This window comes from Kribbella endophytica, from assembly GCF_054781295.1.
Genome location: NZ_BAAGUR010000001.1, coordinates 2,753,058 through 2,774,594, shown reverse-complemented (window position 1 = coordinate 2,774,594; position 21,537 = coordinate 2,753,058). Strand labels below are relative to the sequence as shown.

The 21,537-nt window shown below is 69.4% G+C and carries 19 protein-coding genes; 11 read left to right on the top strand and 8 right to left on the bottom strand.

Annotation, left to right across the window (positions count from 1 at the left end; all coding sequences use genetic code 11):
• Positions 1-100 precede the first annotated feature (100 nt).
• Both galT and galK read left to right on the top strand, forming a co-directional pair.
• Entirely contained in the window at positions 101-1,144 is a 1,044-nt protein-coding gene (gene galT / locus ACYVIO_RS13250; RefSeq protein ID WP_460651014.1) for a galactose-1-phosphate uridylyltransferase, read from the top strand.
• The gene (galK, locus tag ACYVIO_RS13245) at positions 1,141-2,271 is read left to right on the top strand and encodes a galactokinase (RefSeq protein WP_460651013.1); all 1,131 of its coding nucleotides are present in this window, start codon (positions 1,141-1,143) and stop codon (positions 2,269-2,271) included. The genes galT and galK overlap by 4 nt, the downstream gene beginning before the upstream one ends.
• Before the next feature lie 376 nt (positions 2,272-2,647).
• On the opposite strand, the gene ACYVIO_RS13240 is transcribed toward galK, so the two are convergent.
• Positions 2,648-3,466 (bottom strand): DeoR/GlpR family DNA-binding transcription regulator, encoded by an 819-nt coding sequence (locus ACYVIO_RS13240; RefSeq protein ID WP_460651012.1) that lies wholly within the window; start codon positions 3,464-3,466, stop codon positions 2,648-2,650.
• Positions 3,467-3,578: 112 nt separating this feature from the next.
• Between ACYVIO_RS13240 and ACYVIO_RS13235 the strand changes: the two genes are divergently transcribed.
• The 6 genes from ACYVIO_RS13235 (at position 3,579) to ACYVIO_RS13210 (ending at position 9,022) form a co-directional block, all read left to right on the top strand.
• The gene (locus ACYVIO_RS13235; protein ID WP_460651011.1) at positions 3,579-4,736 is read left to right on the top strand and encodes a GNAT family N-acetyltransferase; all 1,158 of its coding nucleotides are present in this window, start codon (positions 3,579-3,581) and stop codon (positions 4,734-4,736) included.
• Positions 4,737-4,825: 89 nt separating this feature from the next.
• Complete coding sequence (locus ACYVIO_RS13230) at positions 4,826-5,485, top strand: GNAT family N-acetyltransferase (protein WP_184803413.1); 660 nt, start codon at positions 4,826-4,828, stop codon at positions 5,483-5,485.
• A 115-nt stretch (positions 5,486-5,600) separates the two neighbouring features.
• A complete protein-coding gene (locus ACYVIO_RS13225) occupies positions 5,601-6,431 on the top strand; it encodes a CAP domain-containing protein (RefSeq protein ID WP_460651010.1) in 831 nt (276 codons plus the stop codon).
• Between the two features lie 172 nt (positions 6,432-6,603).
• A complete protein-coding gene (locus ACYVIO_RS13220; RefSeq protein WP_460651009.1) occupies positions 6,604-7,572 on the top strand; it encodes a CAP domain-containing protein in 969 nt (322 codons plus the stop codon).
• 233 nt (positions 7,573-7,805) lie between these two features.
• A complete protein-coding gene (locus ACYVIO_RS13215; RefSeq protein ID WP_460651008.1) occupies positions 7,806-8,681 on the top strand; it encodes a CAP domain-containing protein in 876 nt (291 codons plus the stop codon).
• An 80-nt stretch (positions 8,682-8,761) separates the two neighbouring features.
• A complete protein-coding gene (locus ACYVIO_RS13210) occupies positions 8,762-9,022 on the top strand; it encodes a hypothetical protein (RefSeq protein WP_460651007.1) in 261 nt (86 codons plus the stop codon).
• Between the two features lie 66 nt (positions 9,023-9,088).
• Here ACYVIO_RS13210 and ACYVIO_RS13205 read toward each other — a convergent pair whose 3' ends face one another.
• Positions 9,089-10,312 (bottom strand): NADP-dependent isocitrate dehydrogenase, encoded by a 1,224-nt coding sequence (locus ACYVIO_RS13205; RefSeq protein ID WP_460651006.1) that lies wholly within the window; start codon positions 10,310-10,312, stop codon positions 9,089-9,091.
• Positions 10,313-10,602: 290 nt separating this feature from the next.
• Here ACYVIO_RS13205 and ACYVIO_RS13200 point away from each other — a divergent pair, with 290 nt between their 5' ends.
• Entirely contained in the window at positions 10,603-11,205 is a 603-nt protein-coding gene (locus ACYVIO_RS13200) for an SMI1/KNR4 family protein (protein WP_460651005.1), read from the top strand.
• Here the strand turns inward: ACYVIO_RS13200 and ACYVIO_RS13195 are convergent.
• The 3 genes from ACYVIO_RS13195 to ACYVIO_RS13185 form a co-directional block, all read right to left on the bottom strand.
• A complete protein-coding gene (locus tag ACYVIO_RS13195) occupies positions 11,202-12,611 on the bottom strand; it encodes a M1 family metallopeptidase (protein ID WP_460651004.1) in 1,410 nt (469 codons plus the stop codon). The two genes, ACYVIO_RS13200 and ACYVIO_RS13195, sit on opposite strands and share 4 nt — an antisense overlap.
• 13 nt (positions 12,612-12,624) lie before the next feature.
• Positions 12,625-13,482, bottom strand: coding sequence for an MOSC domain-containing protein (locus ACYVIO_RS13190; protein WP_460651003.1), 858 nt, complete (start codon positions 13,480-13,482; stop codon positions 12,625-12,627).
• 61 nt (positions 13,483-13,543) lie between these two features.
• A complete protein-coding gene (locus tag ACYVIO_RS13185) occupies positions 13,544-14,347 on the bottom strand; it encodes a spermidine synthase (protein ID WP_460651002.1) in 804 nt (267 codons plus the stop codon).
• Between the two features lie 155 nt (positions 14,348-14,502).
• Here ACYVIO_RS13185 and ACYVIO_RS13180 point away from each other — a divergent pair, with 155 nt between their 5' ends.
• Positions 14,503-15,495, top strand: coding sequence for a malate dehydrogenase (locus ACYVIO_RS13180; protein WP_460651001.1), 993 nt, complete (start codon positions 14,503-14,505; stop codon positions 15,493-15,495).
• A 52-nt stretch (positions 15,496-15,547) separates the two neighbouring features.
• On the opposite strand, the gene ACYVIO_RS13175 is transcribed toward ACYVIO_RS13180, so the two are convergent.
• The 3 genes from ACYVIO_RS13175 to ACYVIO_RS13165 all read right to left on the bottom strand — a co-directional run bounded on the left by ACYVIO_RS13175 (position 15,548) and on the right by ACYVIO_RS13165 (position 20,172).
• Positions 15,548-18,745, bottom strand: a complete 3,198-nt coding sequence (locus ACYVIO_RS13175) for a S8 family peptidase (protein WP_460651000.1) — start codon at positions 18,743-18,745, stop codon at positions 15,548-15,550.
• Positions 18,746-18,962: 217 nt separating this feature from the next.
• Complete coding sequence (locus ACYVIO_RS13170) at positions 18,963-19,238, bottom strand: DUF3017 domain-containing protein (protein WP_460650999.1); 276 nt, start codon at positions 19,236-19,238, stop codon at positions 18,963-18,965.
• Between the two features lie 70 nt (positions 19,239-19,308).
• Complete coding sequence (locus tag ACYVIO_RS13165) at positions 19,309-20,172, bottom strand: bifunctional methylenetetrahydrofolate dehydrogenase/methenyltetrahydrofolate cyclohydrolase (RefSeq protein ID WP_460650998.1); 864 nt, start codon at positions 20,170-20,172, stop codon at positions 19,309-19,311.
• A gap of 617 nt (positions 20,173-20,789) precedes the next feature.
• On the opposite strand from ACYVIO_RS13165, the gene ACYVIO_RS13160 reads away from it, so the two are divergent.
• Positions 20,790-21,353 carry a TetR/AcrR family transcriptional regulator gene (locus ACYVIO_RS13160; protein ID WP_460650997.1) on the top strand — a complete coding sequence of 188 codons (564 nt, stop codon included), beginning with the start codon at positions 20,790-20,792 and terminating at the stop codon, positions 21,351-21,353.
• Positions 21,354-21,537: the final 184 nt, after the last annotated feature.

The following is a 21,537-nucleotide window of genomic DNA, read 5'->3' as shown; positions in this document are numbered from 1 at the left end:
GCGGGAGAGGACGCGGAAGTAGGGCGACGTCCATCGATCAAGAGTAGCGGCGCCGGGTCTCACGATGCATGTTCAATTCTGTTGGTTTATGATCATTCGTATGACGACGCGTGGCGCGCGACGGACAGACACCAAGCTGTCCGACGGCCGGGACCTCATCTACTACGACCCGGCGGACGCTCCCGTGCGGGTCCCGCTGGCCGACACCCGCGGCCTGGCCGCACCGAAGCCGCAGGTCGACCTGCGCACCGATCCGCTCACCGGCGACGTGATCACCTTCGCGACCCACCGCAACACGCGGACGTACCTGCCGCCGGCCGACCAGTGCCCGCTGGACGCCAGTACGCCGGACAACCCGACCGAGATCCCCGACCACGACTACAACGTGGCCGTCTTCGCGAACCGGTTCCCCTCGTTCGCCGGTCCCGGCCGGACCGAGGTCGTCTGCTTCACCAGCGACCACACCAAGTCGTTCACCGACCTATCCCAGGGCCAGGCCCGCCTCGTCGTCGAGGCGTGGGCCGACCGGGTCGCCGAGCTGAGCGCCCGGCCGGACGTCGAGTACGTCTTCCCGTTCGAGAACCGCGGTCGCGAGATCGGCGTCACGCTGAGCCACCCGCACGGCCAGATCTACGCCTACCCGTTCCTCCCACCGCGGATCCGCACGCTGATGGCGCGCGCCCGCGAGCACTTCGAGGCGACCGGCGGGAATCTGTTCGCCGACATCCTGGCCGCCGAGCGCAAGGACGGCACGCGCATCGTCGCGGAGAACGAGACGTGGACGGCCTTCGTCCCGGAGGCCGCCCGCTGGCCGGTCGAGGTCCACCTCTACCCGCACCGGCAGGTCGCCGACATCAGCGAGCTGACCGAGACCGAGCGCGACGACTTCGTGCAGCTGTACCTCGACGTACTGCGTCGCTTCGACGGCCTGTACGACGACCGCCTGCCCTACATCGCCGCCTGGCACGCCGCTCCGGTCCGCGTCGACCGCGAACTGGGGTACCTGCACCTCGAGCTGCTGTCGATCCGGCGGGCCGCGGACAAGATCAAGTACCTGGCCGGCTCGGAGTCGGGCATGGGTGCCTTCATCTCGGACACCCGCCCCGAGGACGTCGCCGAGATGCTTCGTAAGGTCGGCGCATGAGCACCTTCGAGGAGATCTTCGGTACGACGCCGGACGGCGCTTGGCGGGCTCCCGGTCGGGTCAACCTGATCGGCGAGCACACTGACTACAACGACGGTCTGGTACTGCCGATCGCGCTGCCGAACCAGATCTCGGTCACCGCGTCGGCGCGTGAGGACGGCATCGTCGCGGTCTCGTCGAACGGTCAGGACGCGATCATCGAGTTCGCCCTCGACTCGCTCGCGCCGGGATCGGTCACCGACTGGGCGACGTACCCGGCGGGCATGGCGTGGATCCTGCGCGAGTCCGGCTACGCGATCGGCGGGGCGAACCTCTTCGTCGACTCCGACCTGCCGACCGGCGCCGGCCTCTCGTCGTCGGCGGCGCTGCTCTGCGCGACCGGCGTCGCGCTGCTCGGCCTGCGCGGTATCGAGGTCGACCCGGCCGAGGTCGCGCGGCTGGCGCAGAAGGCCGAGAACCAGTACGTCGGGGCGCCGGTCGGGCTGATGGACCAGATGGCGTCGATGTGCTGCACGGCCGGGCACGCGCTGTACTTCGACATCCGCGCGATGTCGACGACGCAGATCCCGTTCGACCCCGAGGCCGACGGGCTCACGCTGCTGGTGATCGACGTGAAGGCGCCGCACCGGCACGTCGACGGCGAGTACGCCGCGCGTCGCAAGAGCTGCGAGAAGGCCGCCGAGCTTCTCGGCGTACCGGCACTGCGCTCGATCGCCTTCGAGGAACTGGACGCCGCACTGGCGAAGCTCCCCGAGGACGTCGACCGGCGCCGGGTGCGACACGTGGTGACCGAGATCCGACGGGTCGAAGACGCGGTCGCACTCATGCACGCCGGCCGCCTGCGCGATGTCGGCCCCCTGTTCACCGCGTCCCACGCCTCACTCCGCGACGACTTCGAGATCACCGTCCCCGAACTCGACGTAGCCGTCGACACCGCCCTCGCCGCAGGCGCCCTCGGCGCCCGAATGACCGGCGGCGGCTTCGGCGGCTGCATCATCGCCCTGGTCGAAACGGCGAAGGCCGACGAAACCTTCACCGCCATCGAGAAGGCCTTCCAGGAGCACGGTTTCCGCGCACCCAGCTCGCTCGCGGCAACCCCATCCCCCGGAGCATCGAAGCTGCACTAGCTCGCCCCCCGCTGGTGCTGGGGGTGGGGGGTGGGCACGCTCGCCCGGAGCGCCTGCGGCTCCGCCGCGGCGCGGGGTGGCGCGACGCGGCGGCCTCGCCGCGGCGCGGGCGGGCTGAGCTTGCTTCGCTGCGGCGCGGGCCGGCGGTTGGCTTCGCGGCGGCGCGCTTGCTTCGCCGCAGCGCGGACCGGTCGCGGGCTTCGCAGCGGCGCGCTTGCTTCGCCGCAGCGCGGACCGATCGCGGGCTTCGCCGCTCCGCTCCCTGGCACATCTTGCTTTTCTCCGGCCGCAGCGGTCCCAGCCCGTGCGGCCTCTCCGGCCGCATTGCAGTGGACCTCAGCCCAGGCGCCCCGACTCAGGTGACCGCCGCCAAGCTCTAGCCGGCAGCCAGGACCAGTTCGCAGCCGGTGTCTCGCATGGATTTGCGGGCTGCGGGGGTGAGGCCGGTGTCGGTGACTACGACGTCTAGGTCGTTCCAGGTGGCGAAGGTACTCAGGCCGACTGTGCCCCACTTGGTGTGGTCGGCTACGAGTACGACCTCGCGGCTGGCGGCGATGAAGGACCGGTTCGTCTCGGCTTCCATCAGGTTCGGGGTGCTGAGGCCGTGCTCGGCGTCCACGCCGTGGGCGCCGAGGAACAGCATGTCGAGGTGCAGCGACTGCAGCGCAGCCGTCGCGATCGGGCCCACCAGCGCGTCCGACGGCGTACGGATGCCGCCGATCAGTACGACGGTCCGGTCCGAGCGGCCGTTGCCGTGGAAGACGTCGGCGATGCGGGCCGAGTTCGTCACGACGGTCAGGTTCTCCACGCGCAGCAGCTGACGAGCGAGCGCGTACGTCGTCGTACCGGCTCCGATACCGATCGCACTGTCCGGCCGAACGCGACGAGCGGCCTCGGCCGCGATCGCCTGCTTGGCGCCCGACTCCTGCGTCAGCTTCGCGTCGAACCCGGGCTCGTGCGCGCTGCGCAACCCGACCGACGTCGCGCCGCCGTGCACCTTGTGCAGCAGGCCGCTGGAGTCCAGCGCGTCCAGGTCGCGGCGGATGGTCATGTCCGAGACCCCGAAGCGATCGACCAGCTCGGCGACCGTGACCGCGCCCCGGCTGTTGACCTCGGCAACGATCGTGGCCTGCCGCTGGGCAGCCAGCTGACCGCCCCGGCCGCGGGTCGGTTCGGCGTTTCCGGCAGCGTTCACACGCACAGACTACGGTCTGCGACGCCCGGGCGCAGTGGGAAACTGTTGATTTCCGTGCGGCCTGCCCTAAATGCCGTTGCCCATCAACGGTCCTGAGCGTCACGCTTCGGGTATGCGATTCCCCGACGACGTCCCCGTGCTCACCGACGGCCCCGTCACCCTGCGCGCCCACACCACGGCCGACATCGGCCCGGCGTACGACGCGTGCCAGGACCCGGAGATGCAGCGCTGGACGACGATCCCGGTGCCGTACCTGCAGGAGCACGCGGTCTCCTTCCTGACCGAGCTGGTGCCGGCCGGCTGGCGCGAGGGCACGACGTACGCCTGGGCGATCGAGTACGACGGCCGCTACGCGGGGACCGTCGACCTGCGCGACCGCCAGGGCGGCGTCGGCGAGATCGGGTTCGCGGTCTCACCGTGGGCCCGCGGCAACGGCGTGATGACGCGCGCGGTGAAGCTCGCGGTCCGGTACGCGTTCGAGCAGTCCGGCTGGCACCGGGTGGTCTGGCGCGCGTACGTCGGCAACTGGGGATCGCGGCGCGTGGCGTGGAAGGCCGGCTTCCGGTCGCTGGTGACGATGCCGGACGAGGGCCTGCAGCGCGGCGTACGACGGAACGAGTGGGTCGCGTCGGTCACCCGCGACGACGAGCTCGAGCCGCAGGGCAACTGGTGGACCATTCCGGTGGTCGAGGGCAACGGTGTCCGCCTGCGCCCGCTCGAGGCGAAGGACGCCGAGCGAGTGATGGCCGCGTGCAACGACGAGCGCACGAAGCTCTGGCTGGCCGGCCTGCCCTCGCCGTACGGGCTGGAGGACGCGCACGGATTCATCGAAGGCCGGACCGAACTGGCCGCCAACGGCGACGGCGTCTCCTGGGCGATCGCGGATCCGGAGACCGACGACCTGCTCGGCAACGTCAGCGCCTTCGACCTGCGCAACCGGATCGACCCGACGATCGCCGAGATCGGCTACTGGGGTCACCCGGACGCGCGCGGCCGCGGCGTGATGTCGGCCGCGGTCGGGCTCGCGATCAAGCACGCGTTCACCCCGCTCGACGACGGCGGACTCGGCCGGCGCCGGCTCGTCCTGTACGCCGCCGCGCCGAACGCCGCGTCCGCACACGTGGCCGAGGTCAACGGTTTCACCCGTACCGGTCTGGCCCGGGCCGCGAGCCCGCGCCGCGACGGACGGTACGAGGACCTGATCTGCTTCGACCTGCTCGCGACCGAGCACCCTGACTACCGGAAACTCTTGGAAAACGTGCCGGATTGAGCGAGTCGTCCACAGTGTGAGTGGGATTTGTTCGACTGGCGACACCAGTTCCCCTCGCCGTCCGGCGCCAGGACTGCTTGAATCGACAGGTGAGAGATCGTGAGGAGCTCGTCCGCCGCTGGCAGGCGGGGTGGTCGGTGTCGAGGGGCTGGACCAAGGTCGAGGACGACAACGACGGGATCTTGACCGTGCGCGCGGGCGAGGACAACCGCGCCATGGAGTACGTCGTGCTCGACGCGGACGACAAACCGGAACGGGTCGAGCGTGCGGCCGAGCTGGCGATGGCTGCCGGTGGTGGCCGGGGCGCCGGCTGGATCACGCTGGCCACCGACGACCGTGAGGCCCGGGTCGACCAGTTCGAGGAGCTCGGGCTGGAGGTGCAGCGCGAGCAGGACTGGCTGATGACCATCCAGCTGTCCGAGCAACCGGCGCTGCAGCTGAACGACCGGTACGCCCTGCACACCGAGCTGGAGTCCGACCTGATCGTGTGCCGTGCCACCGTGCACGGCGGCGTCGTGTCGAGCGGCCGGATGGCGGTGGTCGGCGAGGACGCCGTGGCGGACCGGATCGAGACGGATCCCCAGCACCGGCGGCGCGGCCTCGGCAGCGCCGTGATGGCGTCGCTCGTCGAGACCGCCGCGGCGCACGGCGCCAAACGCGGCATCCTGATCGCGTCGATCGACGGCCTGCGGCTCTACCGGAGCCTGGGCTGGAAGGTCGTCGCAGACATCGTGATCGCCCGCTGCTAGTTCCTCAGATTGTGGACTAGGGCTGAACGCCGGTACGTCAAAGGTCTGTAAGAGCCTGAACGTCCTTCGTCACAAGGGCTCGTCGGGGCTGGCGATCTCCGCTACGTTGCCTCGGGTGTCCAACACTCAGTACGACGAATTCCCTGGCCACCAAGGTCCTCGGCGCGCGAAACGACGTGGCGTCGCCGGACCTGTGCTGGCGGCTCTCGTCGTCCTCGGGCTGGTCGCGGGTGGCGGGTGGTACTTCACCCGGGACGGCAAGGACGCCGCACCCACCAGCCAGGACGAGCCGTTGACCGTCGTCACCTCCGACACCCCGCCCGTCGACGACGCGACCCCGACCCCAACTCCGACACCGAGCGCGACGCCGACCCCGACGCCCAGCAAGACGCCGTCGAAGACGCCGAGCGCGACGCCCACGCCGACCCGGTCGACCACGGCACCGAGCCGCGGCACCACGCGGACGCCGAAGCCGTCGCCCAAGCCGACCAGGACGTCGCCGAGCCACACCAGTACGCCGAAGCCGACCACCACCAAGCCGGCCCCGACCGGCGGCACGATGGAGACCCAGGTCCTGCAGCTCACGAACAACGAGCGCCAGAAGGCCGGCTGCGGACCGCTGCGCACGAACAGCGCGCTGGCCCGGGCGGCCGAGGACCACGCCGCCGACATGGTCGACAACCACTACTTCGACCACAACAGCCAGGACGGGCGCAGCCCGTTCGACCGGATGAAGACGGCCGGGTTCAAGGGCGGGTCGATGGCCGAGAACATCGCCGTCGGCTACAGCTCCGCGGCGGCCGTGGTGAAGGGCTGGATGAACAGCGAGGGCCACCGCAAGAACATGCTCAACTGCAGCTACACGATGATGGGCGTCGGGTACGACAGCGGCCAGGTCAAGTCCGACTGGGGCAACGGCAGCTGGGTCCAGGATTTCGGCGGCTGAGTCATGCGTCGGGACCGAATCTTCGGGGAGCGTTAAGACCGATCGAACGCTTGTAACAGTGGCCTTGCTGATCGGTTAAGGTCTCTGTTCGGTAACCAGGGGGGCCTGGAGCTACGCGCGGGGATCGACGGACGACTCGGTACGAACGAAAACGAAGAGGATTCGCCCACCCATGACGGACTCGCCAACCCCTGGGCGACACCGGAGCAGAAGAGCAGCGCGCAAACGCAGCCGAGGCCTGATCGGCCCGGTCGTGAGCGCACTGTCGGTGTTGCTGGCCATCGGACCCGTGGTCTACCTGATGTCGCACCGCGACGGCTCGGACGTCGCCGACGGGCAGACCAAGGTCCTGAACGTCTCCGAGGACAACGCCGGCCCCGCCGCCGTCGACGACACCTCCGCACCGGGCAAGCCCGGCAAGCCGCTGGTCACCGTCACCAAGACACTGCCGAACGGCGTCACCACCACGATCGCTCCGACCGGTACGCCGGCGCTGGGTTCGGCCGAGTCGACCACCACGTCGACGGCCACCAACGCGCCGAGCACCGTGGTCACCTCCGCGCCGGGCGGCGTCGTCACCGTGACGGTCGGGCCGAGCGGCAAGCCGACGCTCGACAGCCAGACCGTGAAGCCGAAGCCGTCGACCACGAAGACGACCACCAAGACCCCGCGGCCGCCGACGACGACCGAGACGACGCCGGACGACCCGCCGCCGCCTCCGTCGGGTGGTGGCGGCACCAGCTCGATCGAGCGGGACGTACTGGACCTGACGAACCAGGCCCGGCGCAACCAGGGCTGCCGCCCGCTCCAGCTGGACGACAGCCTGGTCGAGGCGGCCGGCCGGCACGCGTCGGACATGGTCCGCCGGCACTACATGGACCACACCAACCCCGACGGTCAGGACCCGGGTGACCGGATCTCGGCGGCCGGGTTCCACGGCAACGGCTGGGGCGAGAACATCGCCGCCGGCTACAGCACCGCGCAGCGCGTGTTCTCCGCCTGGATGAACAGCGACGGGCACCGGGCCAACATCCTGAACTGCAAGTTCAACCGGATCGGCATCGGGTACGACGACGGCCAGGTCAAGTCGGAGTGGGGCCCGGGCAGCTGGGTCCAGGACTTCGGCCGGGTCAGCAGCTGAGCTCGCGTTCTTGTCGAGCGCGACACGCTGTCGCTAGTTTGTCAGGACAATATTTTGTCGCCGTCCCACTGTGCGGCCGGTGCAGTTTGTCGAACAGCAACAGCCGCCGGCCGCTTGGCCGGTGAACGCAGCGGGTAGATCCGTCCTTGCACTTCGCTCGGCGCCCCTCACGGCGTCGTGGTGAGACGAATGAGGCACGTCTGGGGGCGACCGTGAAGGGAACACGCAGGTAAATGTCAGAGCCCGGAGCCACCGCTCGGCGCCGGCGCAGCAGAAGGGCCGCCCCGCAACCGTCGCGGGTCCGCCGTCCGCTGATCGCCATCGCAACCGTGATCCTGGTGATCACCCCGATCTCCTGGATCCTCCTGCACCAGCCGCAGAGCGACCAGGCCGACGCGTCCGTCCCGTACGTCACCCGCGACGACGACACGTACATCACGGCGTCGACCGATCCCGTGGTCGAGACCACGGACGCGCCGCCCACCGCCGTACCGTCCACGCCGCCGACGCCGGGTCAGACCCCGACGACGCCGGGCGTGACGCCGACGCCGGGCAAGACGTCTGGTACGCCGGATCCCACGGTCACGCCGACGGACGGGCCGACCGGTCGCCCGACCGACACGCCGACGTCCGGTACGACGACCACGCCGCCGCCCAGTAGCGAGACCCAGAACCCGCGGCCGACGAAGACCCCGACCCGGACGCCGACTGCTGACCCGACCACGCCGGAGCCGCCGAAGGACTATGGCAACCAGGACGACGCTGAGCGGGAACTGTTCAGCTACATCGACAGCGCTCGCCAGGAACGTGGCTGTGCACCGCTGCAGAAGGACACCAACCTCGACAACGGCGCCGAAAGCGACGCCGAGAGTCGAGCCTCCAGCGGTGACGTCAGCGGCACCGGCTCGTCATCTGCTGCCGTCGGCGGCGATGGGATGAACGCGAAGGACGCCTTCGACAAACTGAAGACCGAGAGCTCAGGAACCCTCTTCAACTGCGGACACACCGAGCTCGGGGTTGGTCAGGGCGACTCCACCCGCAAGATCGGCCTGTGCCCGCTGATCTGCAGCGAGAAAACCCGCTATGCCTGGGTCGTCGACTTCGACTAGGTGAGAACATGGTGGAAGGTGCTTGAGCCGACAACGTTCTCGGGGTTAGCTTGAGCCTCCACCGATCCGTGGGAGGCCGGATGTCCGGGGAGCGCGACGATCTCGATCCGGCCCGGCCTGCGTTGTTCGGGATCCCACCCGACGCGCTGGCCGACGAACGCCCGGACAACCGCCCCGGCGAAGCCAAACGCATGGGCCTCAGCCGCCACACCGAGGAAGGCGCCGTCCTGGCCTTCGCCTCGTCGCTGGACCGAGCCAAACCAGGCCACCGCATGGTGGCCTGGCTGCTCCTCATCATGTTCAGCGCCCCCGCGCTGTACACCTTGATCGCCCTGCTCTAGCCGAGCGAAGCGAAGGCCCGGGGCGGCGCGCCCCCTCCCCCCTCCCGGATCCCCAGGCTGGGTGGGCTACTGCTGGCTGACCTGCTTCTGGAGATTTTCGTCCAATGCGGCGAGGAACTGTTCGGTGGTCAGCCAGTCCTGGTGCGGGCCGATCAGGCGGGCGAGATCCTTGGTCATCTGGCCCTGTTCGACCGTCTGGACGCAGACCTGTTCGAGGGTTTCGGCGAAGGTGATGACCTCCGGCGTACCGTCCAACACACCACGGTGCTTGAGGCCGCCCGTCCACGCGAAGATCGACGCGATCGGGTTCGTGGAGGTGGGCTCGCCGCGCTGGTGGCGGCGGTAGTGGCGGGTGACCGTTCCGTGCGCCGCCTCGGCCTCGACCGTCCGACCGTCGGGCGTCATCAGCACCGACGTCATCAGCCCGAGCGACCCGAACCCCTGCGCGACCGTGTCCGACTGCACGTCGCCGTCGTAGTTCTTGCAGGCCCAGACGTATCCGCCGTCCCACTTCAGCGCCGACGCGACCATGTCGTCGATCAGGCGGTGCTCGTACGACAGCCCACGCCGTACGAACTCGTCCTGGAACTCGGCCTCGTAGACCGCCTGGAAGACGTCCTTGAACAGCCCGTCGTACGCCTTCAGCACCGTGTTCTTCGTCGACAGGTAGACCGGGTAGTCCCGCTTCAGCCCGTACGCGAACGACGCCCGCGCGAAGTCCTCGATCGACTTGGTGAAGTTGTACATGCCCAGCGCGACCCCGCCGTCCGGCCCGTAGTTCGCGACGACGTGCTGGATCGGCTCGGACCCGTCCTCCGGCGTGAACGTGATGGTCAGCTCGCCGGCACCGGGGACGGTGAAGTTGGTCGCCTTGTACTGGTCCCCGTGCGCGTGCCGCCCGATCACGATCGGCTTGGTCCACCCGGGCACCAGCCGCGGCACGTTCCGGAGGATGATCGGCTCGCGGAACACCACTCCCCCGAGGATGTTGCGAATCGTCCCGTTCGGCGAGGCCCACATCTGCTGCAGTCCGAACTCCTCGACCCGCGCCTCGTCCGGCGTGATCGTCGCGCACTTCACCCCCGCCCCGTGCCGCTTGATCGCCTCCGCCGCATCCACCGTCACCTGGTCGCCCGTCGCATCCCGGTGCTCGATCCCGAGGTCGTAGTACTCGAGCTCCACGTCCAGGTACGGATGAATCAACCGCTCCTTCACGAACCGCCAGATGATCCGCGTCATCTCGTCCCCGTCGAGCTCGACCACCGGCCGCTCCACCTTGATCCGCCGCACGCGATCCTCCACTATCTTGACGTCAAGACATCTCTCTTGACGTCAAGATAACCTGTCAAAGGCGCACTCGCCACTCCGGGCCTGCACAACCCGGCCGTCAAGCGCCTTCCCCCGACACCGCTGAACGCCGACGCCCACCACTGATCAACCACCAGATCCAGGCCCGATCGAGCCAGCTTCAAGCGCGAAGAACCGCAAGCGGCCGAGGTTGATCAGTGGTGGGCGTCGGCCCCTGACCCCAGACCGCGGATTGCGGGGCCGCAGACCCTCCAAGCCCGCAGAATGCGGCAGTGGAACGCACCGTCGAAGAGTCCTGGAATCTCATCACCGGCTGGCTCGAGCAGCACCTGCCTGCCGCCTACGAAGCACTCCAGCCGCCCGCTTCACCGGCAGCTCTGGATGCGATCAGCAAAGCTGTCGGTCGCCCGCTGCCGCCCGATGTGCTGGTCTGGCTGAACCTCAGCAACGGCATGCGGGTCGTGACGGATTTCGGCAACCTGCTGCCATACTTCTTCACCCCGCTGACCTGCGAGGCCATGCTCACTCGCCACCGGATGATGCGCAGCGTCTACAGGGACATGCCGCACGAGAGCGACGACCAACCGGCCGGCTCGTACTCGTTCGTGTGGCTCGACACGTTCCTGCCGCTGGCCGCGTCGGGCACCGACGTCGACCTCTTCGTGGACCTCCGCGACGGCGAATTGCACGGTTGTGTCGACGCGCTCGACGCGACCGACGGCAGCAGCGGACCGATCTGGCCGAGCACAGCGGTGATGTTGTCGCAGGTCGCGGATGCGTTCGTGCTCGGGCGGCCGGTGCAGTGGACGTACCAGTCGGGCGACTCCACCGAGTACCGGCCGCAGCTCGAGAACGGCCGGCTCAGCTGGGACTAGCCGATCGCGTGGTCTTTCCAGAACTGGGTGAGGTCCTTGGTGGTCGCGGCTTGGGCGGCGGCTTTGAAAGCCTGGGGCGTGGCTACGCCGTACCAGTGGGCCGCCGTGTACGACTTCAGCATCTTGGCCATCGGCTTCGTGCCCAGCGTGCGTTCCAGGTCGTGGAGCATGCAGCCGCCGTACGAGTAGACGTACGCCGACCAACCGGGCGTTTGTTGCCAGTAGCCCATGTTGTTGGTGATCAGGTGGTCCAGCTGGCCGGGCCAGCAGTCGGGCTGGTTGTCACCGGTGTGGATGTACGACGCGTAGACGGCGAACGACTCGTCCAGCCACGGGTCGGCGTACTCGTTGTTGCCGACGATGCCGTAGAACCACTGGTGGGCGAGCTCGTGGACGACCGGGCCCTCCTCGTTCGGTGGGGCGATCAGCAGGACGAAGCCGGGGTACTCCATGCCGTAGAAGGACTCCCAGTTGTCGTTCAGCACCAGGTCGACCTCGCCGTACGGGTACTTGCCGAAGCGGCGGCCGAAGTCCTCGAGCGCGGCGGCGGCGCGGGTCTGCGCGTCCTTGATCGCGAAAGGCGTGACGACGTTCGTCCACGAGGTGCGGATGGTGACGCCGCCGGGCGACTTGATGACCGCCTGCTTGAAGGGGCCGACAGCCCAGGCGAAGTCCCTTACCTGCTTGGCTTTCGAGATGGTCGTCGTACGACGTGACGTAGTGACCGTGCCGGTAGCGGGGACCACCAGCCCAGCCGGGTGGTCGAGCCGGACGGTGAAGTCGGCGGCGAGCGTGTAGTAGCTCTCGCCGATGCCGACATCGGGCTCGAGGTGCCAGCCGGCTTGGTCGCGGACCGCCAGCACCGGAAGGGCGTTGCCGAAGAAGCTGTACGTGCCCGAGCGGCCGAACTGCTCGCCCCGCGCCGGCGCCGTCATCGTGATATCGAAGGCGACCGAGCCACGCTGGCCGGGTCGCAGCGGCTTCTTCAGAGCGACCTTCACGGCGGTGCAGTTCACCGTCGGCGTCGCCGCGGTCCCGCCGTCGAAGCGGCTGACCTTGACCGGCGATTTGCAGCCGTCCCACGCGTTGCCCCAGAGCCGGAGATACACCTCGCGCAGCGGCGTGTCACCCGTATTGGTGAACGAGATCTTCTCCCGCCCGGTCCACGTCACCCCGCTCGCATCAGCAGCAAGCCGTACGTCGTACGCCGCCTGCCCGGGCGTCCGCCCGGCACTCAGGTCACGCCCGGCAGCTTTGCCGCCCGAGGCAACGACCGGTTCGTTGCTCTGCGCAACAGACAGAGCGTTGCCCGAAGCAACAGCAGGCGAGGCGAGCGCTCCCGCCGCGGTGGCGAGCGCGAGTCCGAGCACGCAGACGATCCGTCGCACAGTGACCTCCCAGGTCATCGGTGCGACGAGACTACCGAGTCAGAGGTGCGGGATCGGGACCTTCGGGCAGCCATTCCGCCACGGCGAAAGAGTCGCCGACCGCGACCACCCCGGGCGTCAGCACCGCGGCCTTCATCCCGAAGCTGACCCCACCGCCGTACGACGGTTCGCGCCGGTACTTGGCCAGCGTCCGCGTCGGTTCCGGGCCGCTCTTGCGACCGGTCGCCTGGTCCACCGTCGGCACCGCGCAGCGGATCGCGCGGGCGGCGTACCCGAGCTCCAGCGAGCCGGCGGTTGCCCGCATCACCCGATCCTCGGTGTGCGGCTCGGACCAGCCGGAGACAACGAGGTTCGGGCGGAAGCGGTTCATCGGGATCGGGTCACCGCCGGACTCCACGATCCGCGCGTTCAGCTCATCGAGCGAGGCCAGCGACGTGATCAGCAGCGCGTGCGCGTCACCGAAGCCGGTCTGCCCGCCGTGCACACCCCATCCCGGCCGCTCGTGCTCGGGCGTCACGCGGACCAGCGAGGCCGGCTTGCCGAGGCGTTCGGTGAACCAGGCGTCGGCCGCCGGGTCCTGCACCACGCCGGCGCCGAACCACTTGGCGAACAGGCTGACGTCGCGCCGCTTCCCGTCGTACGCGACCTCGATGTCCAAGGTGGTCGATCCGTCGGACAGTCGCAGCCCGTCGCCGTCGAGCACCTCGACCCGCAGCGGCGCCATCGCGGGCAGGCTGCGCTGGCTGTAGAAGGACCCGTCCGGGCCGACCAGCATGAAGCTGCGATCGTGCTTCAGCCCGGTGGCGCCGATCTCGGCGCGGTCGGCGGAGACACCCGCCAGACCCTTCACGGGGTAGTAGGTCAGCGCGGAAACTCGGACGTCGGCCACGCGCCACACCCTAATCGGCGCCGGGGCCCTGGGACTTCAAAGCTGACGCCGAATTGTTCAGTTAGCCGAAGGTCCCCGAGGGCGCGGCCGGCGAGACGAAGGTTTCGCCGTCGGTGAGCGGGTCGGCCTTTCCGGCGAGCTCGGCCAGCGGCATCACCTCGTACGGCGGTTGCGCGCGACGTCCCGCGGCCGTCAGGTCGGGGACCGGCTGCCGCGATGCGACCAGGACGACGTTGCCGAAGGACTTGCCGCGGAGGACCTTCCGCTCGGCGAGTACGACGCCGCCGCCGAAGGCTTCGCGGGCGGTCGCGGCTACTCGCCGTACGAAGGCCAGGCCTGCGGAGCCGTCGATGAGGTTGTGGACCAGAACGCCGCCCGGGCGCAGAACGCGTGCGCACTCGGCGGCGAACTCGCGGGTGACGAGGTTCTCCGGGACGGCCTCGCGGACGAACGCGTCGACGATCAGCAGGTCGACGGAGTCCTCGTACACGCCGCTGATCCCCGCCCGGCCGGTCTCCGGGCGGACCTTGATCCCGGAGCGCTTCGGCAACGGCAGCGCTTCGCGGACGAACTCGGTCAGGTCCTCGTCCGGCTCGAGCACGATCTGCCGCGAGCGCGGGCGTGTCACCGCGACGTACCGCGCGAGCGAGAGCCCGGCGCCGCCGACGTGCAGCACGGAGATCGGCTGCTTGCGGGCGGCTACCGCGTCCACGACGTCGCCGATCCGGCGCACGTACTCGAAGGAGAGATGAGTGGGGTCGGCCAGATCCACCTGCGACTGCAGGGAGCCGTCCACCCGTACGACGTACGTCCCGTCGGCCACGGCCTCGACGGTCGCCGTCCCGGACCCGACTGTGCGCTCCATCGGGCCATCCTCCCATCGGGAGGTGGGGAGTCCGGCCGCCCCGGTGAACGATCGCGTACCGGAGGTGGCAGGAATCACCGGCCCCACCGTCGCCAGCGGGCGTGCGGGTTGCTAGCGTCCGAAGTACAGCCAGTCGAGTTCCCAAGGAGCGTGTCGTGAGCACTACCCCCGTGAAGGTGGCCGTCACCGGCGCCGCCGGTCAGATCGGTTACAGCCTGCTGTTCCGGATCGCGAGCGGTGCACTGCTGGGCCCGGACACCCCGGTCGAGCTGCGGCTGCTGGAGATCACCCCGGCGCTGAAGGCGCTGGAGGGGGTCGTGATGGAGCTCGACGACAGCGCGTTCCCGACGCTGGCCGGCGTCGAGATCGGCGACGACCCGAACGTCATCTTCGACGGCGCGAACGTCGCCCTGCTGGTCGGCGCCCGCCCGCGGACCAAGGGCATGGAGCGCGGCGACCTGCTCGAGGCCAACGGTGCGATCTTCACCGGCCAGGGCAAGGCGCTGAACGACCACGCCGCCGACGACATCCGGATCACCGTCACCGGCAACCCGGCCAACACCAACGCGCTGATCGCGAAGTCGAACGCGCCGGACATCCCGGCCGAGCGCTTCTCCGCGCTGACCCGTCTGGACCACAACCGCGCGCTGGCGCAGCTGGCCCAGAAGACCGGCACGCACGTGACGGACCTGAAGAAGCTGACGATCTGGGGCAACCACAGCGCCACGCAGTACCCGGACATCTTCCACGCCGAGGTCGGCGGCAAGAACGCGGCCGAGGTCGTCAACGACCAGGCCTGGCTGGAGAACGACTTCATCCCGACCGTGCAGAAGCGCGGCGCGGCGATCATCGAGGCCCGCGGCGCCTCGTCGGCGGCCTCGGCCGCGGCCGCGACGATCGACCACACCCGCGACTGGCTGCGCGGTTCGGCCGACGGCGACTGGCTGTCGATGGCGGTCGTGTCCGACGGTTCGTACGGCGTACCGGAGGGCCTGATCTCGTCGTTCCCGGTGACCACCAAGGACGGCAACTGGGAGATCGTCCAGGGCCTGGACGTCAACGACTTCTCCCGCGGCCGGATCGACGCCAGCACCGCCGAGCTCGGCGAGGAGCGCGACGCGGTCAAGGCGCTCGGCCTGATCGGCTGATCCAGAACGTGAAAGGCCCCCGGGGAGTTTCTCCCCGGGGGCCTTTGTTCGTTTACCGCAACCGGTACGCGTTGACCACGGTCTGAGTCGCCGTGCTGCCGTCCTGATCGACGACGACGGACTTCAGCGAGACCAGCTGACCGGCCGGCGTCGTGAAGACCGCCTTGTACTTGCCCTTCCCGGCCGGCAGCACACTCGCCCGCTGCCAGGTCTTCCCCGCGTCACCCGAGACCTGTACGACGACCGACTTGGTCGGCGACGCCTTCGCCCCCGGCGCAGTCGTGACCGCGAGGTCCAGCACGCTGATCGGCAGCCGCTTCACCGCGTTCCGCTCGTCCACCCGTGGCGTGAACCGCACCGCCTTCAACGGCAGCAGGACCTTGGCCTCACCGGTGTCCTGCGCGCTGAACGTCCAGACGCCTTGCATCCGGTTCGCCAGCTGCAGCATCGGCCGGTTCTGCACGATCTCCAGCCGGTACGACGCCTTGCCGGCCGGCAGATCCTCCAGGTAGAGCTGCCCCGGCACCGGCGACTCGTCGTACAGCTTGCCGTCGCGGAACAGCTTGGTGCCGCTCGCCACGAACTCGTCCGACATCCCGTCGTGGCCGTCCCCGTCGCCGTTCGGGAACAGGAACAGGTCCATCACGTTGCCCTCGCGGTAGACCCCGCCGCCGGCGACGTCCATCGTCGCGGCCGCGGCGCCCCAGCGTTCGCCGTACGAGGCACCGGAGCGGAACGTCTTGTCGGTGAACGAGTACGACACCGGGAAGGTGTAGTAGTCGCCGTCCTCGACGAACGTGTTGACCTGAGCCGCCCAGGTGACGCCCTTGGCGTCGAGCAGGTGGGTGACCCGGCTCGGCACGCTGTACGGGATGGGCCAGCCGGAGGCGCTCATGTGCATCCCCGGCAGGATCCCGAACCGCTCGTCGAAGACCTGCTGGCCCGGGTGGTCCGCGGTGTAGAGCGTCGACACCTTCGCGAGCTCGTAGTCCCGCACGGTCCGTTGGTAACCGGTGTAGTAGCTCCCGGTCCGGCCCTGCAGCAGGTTGTACGTGTACGGCGTGTTGCGGAAGTCGCCGCTCTTACCGGGCACACCCCAGCGCGAAGCGACGAACGACCTCATCTCGTCGGCGGACACCGACGGGCCCATCGAACCGACGAAGACCTGGTCGAGCGCGGCCGCGAAGGTGGAGTTGGCCTGCACCCACTCGCCGATCAGGCGCTCGAAGCCGATCTCGACCCGCGCCAGTCGTGCGTCCGATCTCGGCAGCGTCATCCGGACCGGCCCGGCCTTGCGGGCGTCGACCGCGACCGTCGTCGCCCGGTCGACCACGAGCTTCGGCCAGATCAGCTGGTACACGCGCTCCTTGGCGTCCATCAGGTTGCCGTCGACGAAGTACTCGCCCTTCGGCAGCCGCAGCTTCGCCGTGCCCTGGGCATCGGTCCGGACCTCGACGAACTGGTCGCCGGTGATGCCGAGCAACGTCGTGTAGTTCACGTCGGTGCCCTTGCCGTCCGGGCCGAGGTGCTTGACAGTGACGTCGTAGCTCTCGACCTCCTTCTCGACGGCCAACGGGACACCCAGGCTGGTGCCCCCACCGGTGGCGACCAGGCGGCCGACGTACTGGCCGTCCGCGCCCTGGTGCCGAGTGTCTGAGGTGACCGTGACCGACGCCGTGCCGCCCGCGGGGACGGTGACGCTCTGCGCGGCCAGCTTGAACGCGGTCGCCGGCGCCGGCTTGCCGTCCGGGCCGGTCGCGGTGAGCTGCAGCTGAAGCGTGACGGCCGCCTTGCCGAGGTTGCGGAAGGTAACCGGCTTGGCGACCGGCTTATCGTCGGTGTGCGGCCAGAGCGCCTTGCCGAACGAGATGCTGCCCGGCGTTGCCGTCAGCAACTGGGTGATCGCCTTGCCCGCGTCGACCCGGCCGGCGCCTTGCTGGTAGACAGTCTGGCCGGCGATGACCTTCGCCGATCCCATCACCATTGGCTTGAGCTCGTTGGCCTTCCAGGTCGGGTGCTGCTGCGCCAGTAGCGCGGCCGTGCCTGCGACGTGCGGCGTCGCCATCGACGTACCGGACAGCATCATGTACGACGTACCGACCGGGTCGCCGATGTCAGCGTCCTTGGCCCGGGCGGCGACGATGTCCACGCCGGGACCGGTGACGTCGGGCTTCAGTCCGCCGTCGCCGACCCGCGGGCCGCGACTGGAGAACTCCGCGAGCTGGTCGGACTTGTCGACCGCGCCGACGGTCAGCGCGGCGTCCGCGCTGCCCGGGGACGCGATCGTGCCGTCGCCCGGACCTTCGTTGCCAGCAGCAACGACGAAGAGGGTTCCGGTCCGCGCGGTGAGCTTGTTGATCGCGGCCTCGATCGGGTCGAGCTCCGGGGTGTCCGGGCCGCCGATGCTGAAGTTGACGACCTTGGCCTTCTGCTCGACCGCGGCCCACTGCAGGCCGGCGAGCATCGCCGAGTCCGAGCAGCTACCACCGCCGTCGCAGACCTTGCCGTCGAGCAGCGTCGCGTCCGGCGCGACGCCCTTGTACTTGCCGCCCGACGCCGCCCCGGAACCCGCGACCGTCGACGCGACGTGCGTGCCGTGGCCGAACTGGTCGCCCGCGGGGTCGGCGGTGAAGTTCTTGGTGGCGCCGATCCGGCCCTTGAAATCGGGGTGGTTCGGGTCGATGCCGGTGTCGAGGATCGCGACCTTGACGCCCTTGCCGGTGAAGCCGGCCTGCCAGGCCTTCGGTGCGCCGATCTGCGGGACGGACTTGTCCAGCAGCACTTTGCGCTTGGCGTCCAGCCAGACGTGGTCGATGCCGGCGGCGTCGCGGGTCTGGCCGGTGACCTGGCGGAGGAACTGCCCGGTGGTCTTCTTGTCGACCGTTAGGGCGGTGGCGCCGATCGCCGGCAGGTCCTTGGTTTTCGTTGCTCCCGGCAAGGGGTTGGTGGCTGAACGACCCTTGGTGGAGACGATCAGCGGGATTGTCGTGGACCCCTGGTCGTCGTACCCCATCTCCAGCAGGCCGGACACGTCGAACAACCGCCGGTCGAGCTTGCCCGACGTCACCGCCGAGCTGACGTCGAGCGGAAGCACCGACAGCCGGCCGTGCGACCGCTGCAGCTTGAAGACCACCTTGTCCCGGCCTGGACCGGGGTCGACCGAGACGTGCTTGCCGTTCACCACGACTCGGTCGCCGGTGACCAGCGTGACGACCTGCTTCTTCGCCGGCTGACTCGTAGCCGACGGCAACGCTCCTGGGTCAGGCTCCTGCCGCTGAGCTTGCGCTCCTGGCCCTTGCACCGCAGTGATAGCGAGCGCTCCGGCCAGTACGCCGGTTGCCGCTGTCAACCATCTCTTCCTGCGCTCCATCTCCCGCTCTCCCCTCCGTCACCGGACGGTGACCACACGGGTACGACGCGTGAGTGGAGAGAAAAGATGCCGCAGGTTTTGGAGGGTGCCCGTTCGGTCAGCCGTTCGGGACGATCAGGCCGAGCACGAGGATGGCTGCGCCCGCGCCGAGCAGGAGCGCGGTGTCGAACATCCGGCTGCGGACATGCAGCAGACCGGCCTGGTCGTCGTTGAGCACGAGCCGCAGCAGCCCGGCGAGCAGAACGCTGCCGGAGAAGGTGAGAATGCCGTTCCGCCAGTTGTAGAACGTCAAAATGATCAACCCGGCGAGGCCGGCGAGGACGCAGATAGCCAGCGGCCACTCGCTCCGCCGCTGCTCGGTCGCGGCCGCCATCAGCTCGCCGCGCCGGCGTGAGGGGTGGGGATGCCCGGGGTGAAAGCGGGGGTGCCCGGGGTGGGGGTGGTCATGCGGCGGAGCCGGTGGTTGCTTCGGCGGCTTCTACGACGTTGGTGAGGAGCATGGCTCGGGTCATGGGGCCGATGCCGCCGGGCATGGGGGCGATCCAGGCGGCGGCCTCGCGGGCTGCGGGGGCGATGTCGCCGACGATCTTGCCTTCGGCGCTGCGGCTGGTGCCGACGTCGAGGAGTACGGCGCCCGGCTTCACCATGTCGGCGGTGATCAGGCCGGCCGAGCCGGCAGCGGCGATCACGATGTCGCCGGTGCGGACCACCGAGGCGAGGTCCTTGGTGCCGGTGTGGCACTGGGTGACGGTCGCGTTCTCGGACTTGCGGGTGAACAGCAGCCCCATCGGGCGCCCGGCGGTGACGCCACGGCCGACGACGACCACGTGCGCGCCGGCGATCGGTACGTCGTACCGGCGGAGGATCTCGACGCAGCCCTTCGGCGTACAGGGCAGTGGGCCTTCCTGGCCGAGGACCAGCTTGCCGAGGCTGAACGGGTGCAGGCCGTCGGCGTCCTTCAGCGGGTCGATCAGGCCGAGGATCTCGTTGGTGTCGACGTGCTTGGGCAGCGGCAGTTGCACGATGAAGCCGGTACAGGCCGGGTTCTCGTTCAGCTCGCGGACCTTCGCGGCGATCTCGTCCTGCGTGGTGTCGGCCGGCAGCTCGATCTCGATCGAGGAGATCCCCACCGCAGCACAGTCCCGGTGCTTGCCCGCGACGTACGCCCGGCTCCCCGGGTCGTCGCCCACCAGGATCGTCCCGAGCCCCGGCACGACGCCCTGCTCCGCAAGCTTGGCCACCCGCACCTTCAGCTCGTCCTTGATCGCCGCCGCCGTCGCCTTGCCATCCAAAACCTGAGCCGTCACAACACAGGAGTCTGCCACGCCCCCCACCCACACCTACGCGCTACCCAGCACCCCATCGGTGGCAACTACTTGAAAGGCACGGCAGGTCCACATCCGCCACCTCCGCCCGACGCCTCCCGCCCACACCCGCGCTCTATCCAGCACCAAGTCGGTGGCAACTACTTGAAAGGCACGGCAGGTCCACATCCACCACCTCCGCCCCACGCTCCCCGCCCACGCGCTACCCAGCACCACGTCGGTGGCAACTACTTGAAAGGCATGGCAGGTCTGCATCCGCCCATCGCCCCCGCCGCACGCCTCCTGCCCACGTCCACCACCTCCGCCCCACGCCTCCCGCCACAAGCACCACCTCCGAACACATCTGCCACAGCAAGTACCGACCCCCGTCCCCCGCACAGCTGTTCTCAGGCCCACCTGCCCAGAGGCTCGCGAATCCTCACCCCAGCGCACGTCTGCGAGCTTGCCTCGCCCTCAGCCCCGCACCTCCCGCACCCGACCAACAACCCCAGCCCCGCGCGCCTCCGCCCGCCAACAACAGGCGCACATCACGTGAGTTGAACCACACAGCCTGACCGATCGGTTGAAAACTGGCCGATCGGTCAGGCAAGCTGGTTGACATGGCAGAGAGCACCCCCGCCCGCGAGCGCACCCGGCGGGAGATCGAGCAGCAGGCTGTCGCGCTGTTCGCGCGCAAGGGGTACAGCGCGACCTCGCTGCAGGACATCGCGACCGCGGCCGGCTGTTCGAAGGCGACCGTGCTTTACCACTTCAACGGCAAGGCCGCCGTCCTCGCCGCCGCGCTCGAACCGTCCAAGCACGCCCTCAAAGAGGTCATCGCCGAGGCCGAGCAGCTCCCCGCCGACGAGGCGCAGGAGCTCGCGATCGTGCGGTTCAGCGAGCTGGCGGTCGGCGCGCGCGGGCTGATCGCCGTGCTGTCGGACATCCTCCCGACGATCGACGAGATGCCCGAGTTCGCCGAGCTGATCAGCGAGGGCATCCGGCTGACCGAGATCATGGCCGGCCAGAGCCACGACCAGCTGGAGCTCGACGTCGCCAAGTTCGCCATCAACGGTCTGCTCGGCGAGTGCCGGCACCCCGGCGAGCGCTCCGACACCGAGCTGCTCGAGCTCTGCAACACCGCGCTCCGCCGCCTGCTGAGACCACCGACCCGCCCCACCTGAGACCGCCGAACCACCCGCGTGAGAACCCACGGCCGCCCCGCCTGAATCCCTCGAACGCCCGCCTCGATCCCCCGGCCGCCCCGCCTGAATCCCTTGACCGTCCACCTGAATCCCATGGCCGCCCCGCCTCGATCCCCCGGCCGCCCCGCCTGACTCCCCTGCCGAACCGAAACGGATGTAGCGA

What these genes read in the sequence shown, in the direction of transcription:
- ACYVIO_RS13220 (WP_460651009.1), top strand. Translation starts at nt 6,604, where the DNA reads ATGACGGACTCGCCAACCCCTGGGCGACACCGGAGCAGAAGAGCAGCG.
- ACYVIO_RS13210 (WP_460651007.1), top strand. Translation starts at nt 8,762, where the DNA reads ATGTCCGGGGAGCGCGACGATCTCGATCCGGCCCGGCCTGCGTTGTTC.
- ACYVIO_RS13170 (WP_460650999.1), bottom strand. Translation starts at nt 19,238, where the DNA reads ATGGCGGCCGCGACCGAGCAGCGGCGGAGCGAGTGGCCGCTGGCTATC.
- galT (WP_460651014.1), top strand. Translation starts at nt 101, where the DNA reads ATGACGACGCGTGGCGCGCGACGGACAGACACCAAGCTGTCCGACGGC.
- galK (WP_460651013.1), top strand. Translation starts at nt 1,141, where the DNA reads ATGAGCACCTTCGAGGAGATCTTCGGTACGACGCCGGACGGCGCTTGG.
- ACYVIO_RS13160 (WP_460650997.1), top strand. Translation starts at nt 20,790, where the DNA reads ATGGCAGAGAGCACCCCCGCCCGCGAGCGCACCCGGCGGGAGATCGAG.
- ACYVIO_RS13235 (WP_460651011.1), top strand. Translation starts at nt 3,579, where the DNA reads ATGCGATTCCCCGACGACGTCCCCGTGCTCACCGACGGCCCCGTCACC.
- ACYVIO_RS13215 (WP_460651008.1), top strand. Translation starts at nt 7,806, where the DNA reads ATGTCAGAGCCCGGAGCCACCGCTCGGCGCCGGCGCAGCAGAAGGGCC.
- ACYVIO_RS13195 (WP_460651004.1), bottom strand. Translation starts at nt 12,611, where the DNA reads ATGACCTGGGAGGTCACTGTGCGACGGATCGTCTGCGTGCTCGGACTC.
- ACYVIO_RS13185 (WP_460651002.1), bottom strand. Translation starts at nt 14,347, where the DNA reads ATGGAGCGCACAGTCGGGTCCGGGACGGCGACCGTCGAGGCCGTGGCC.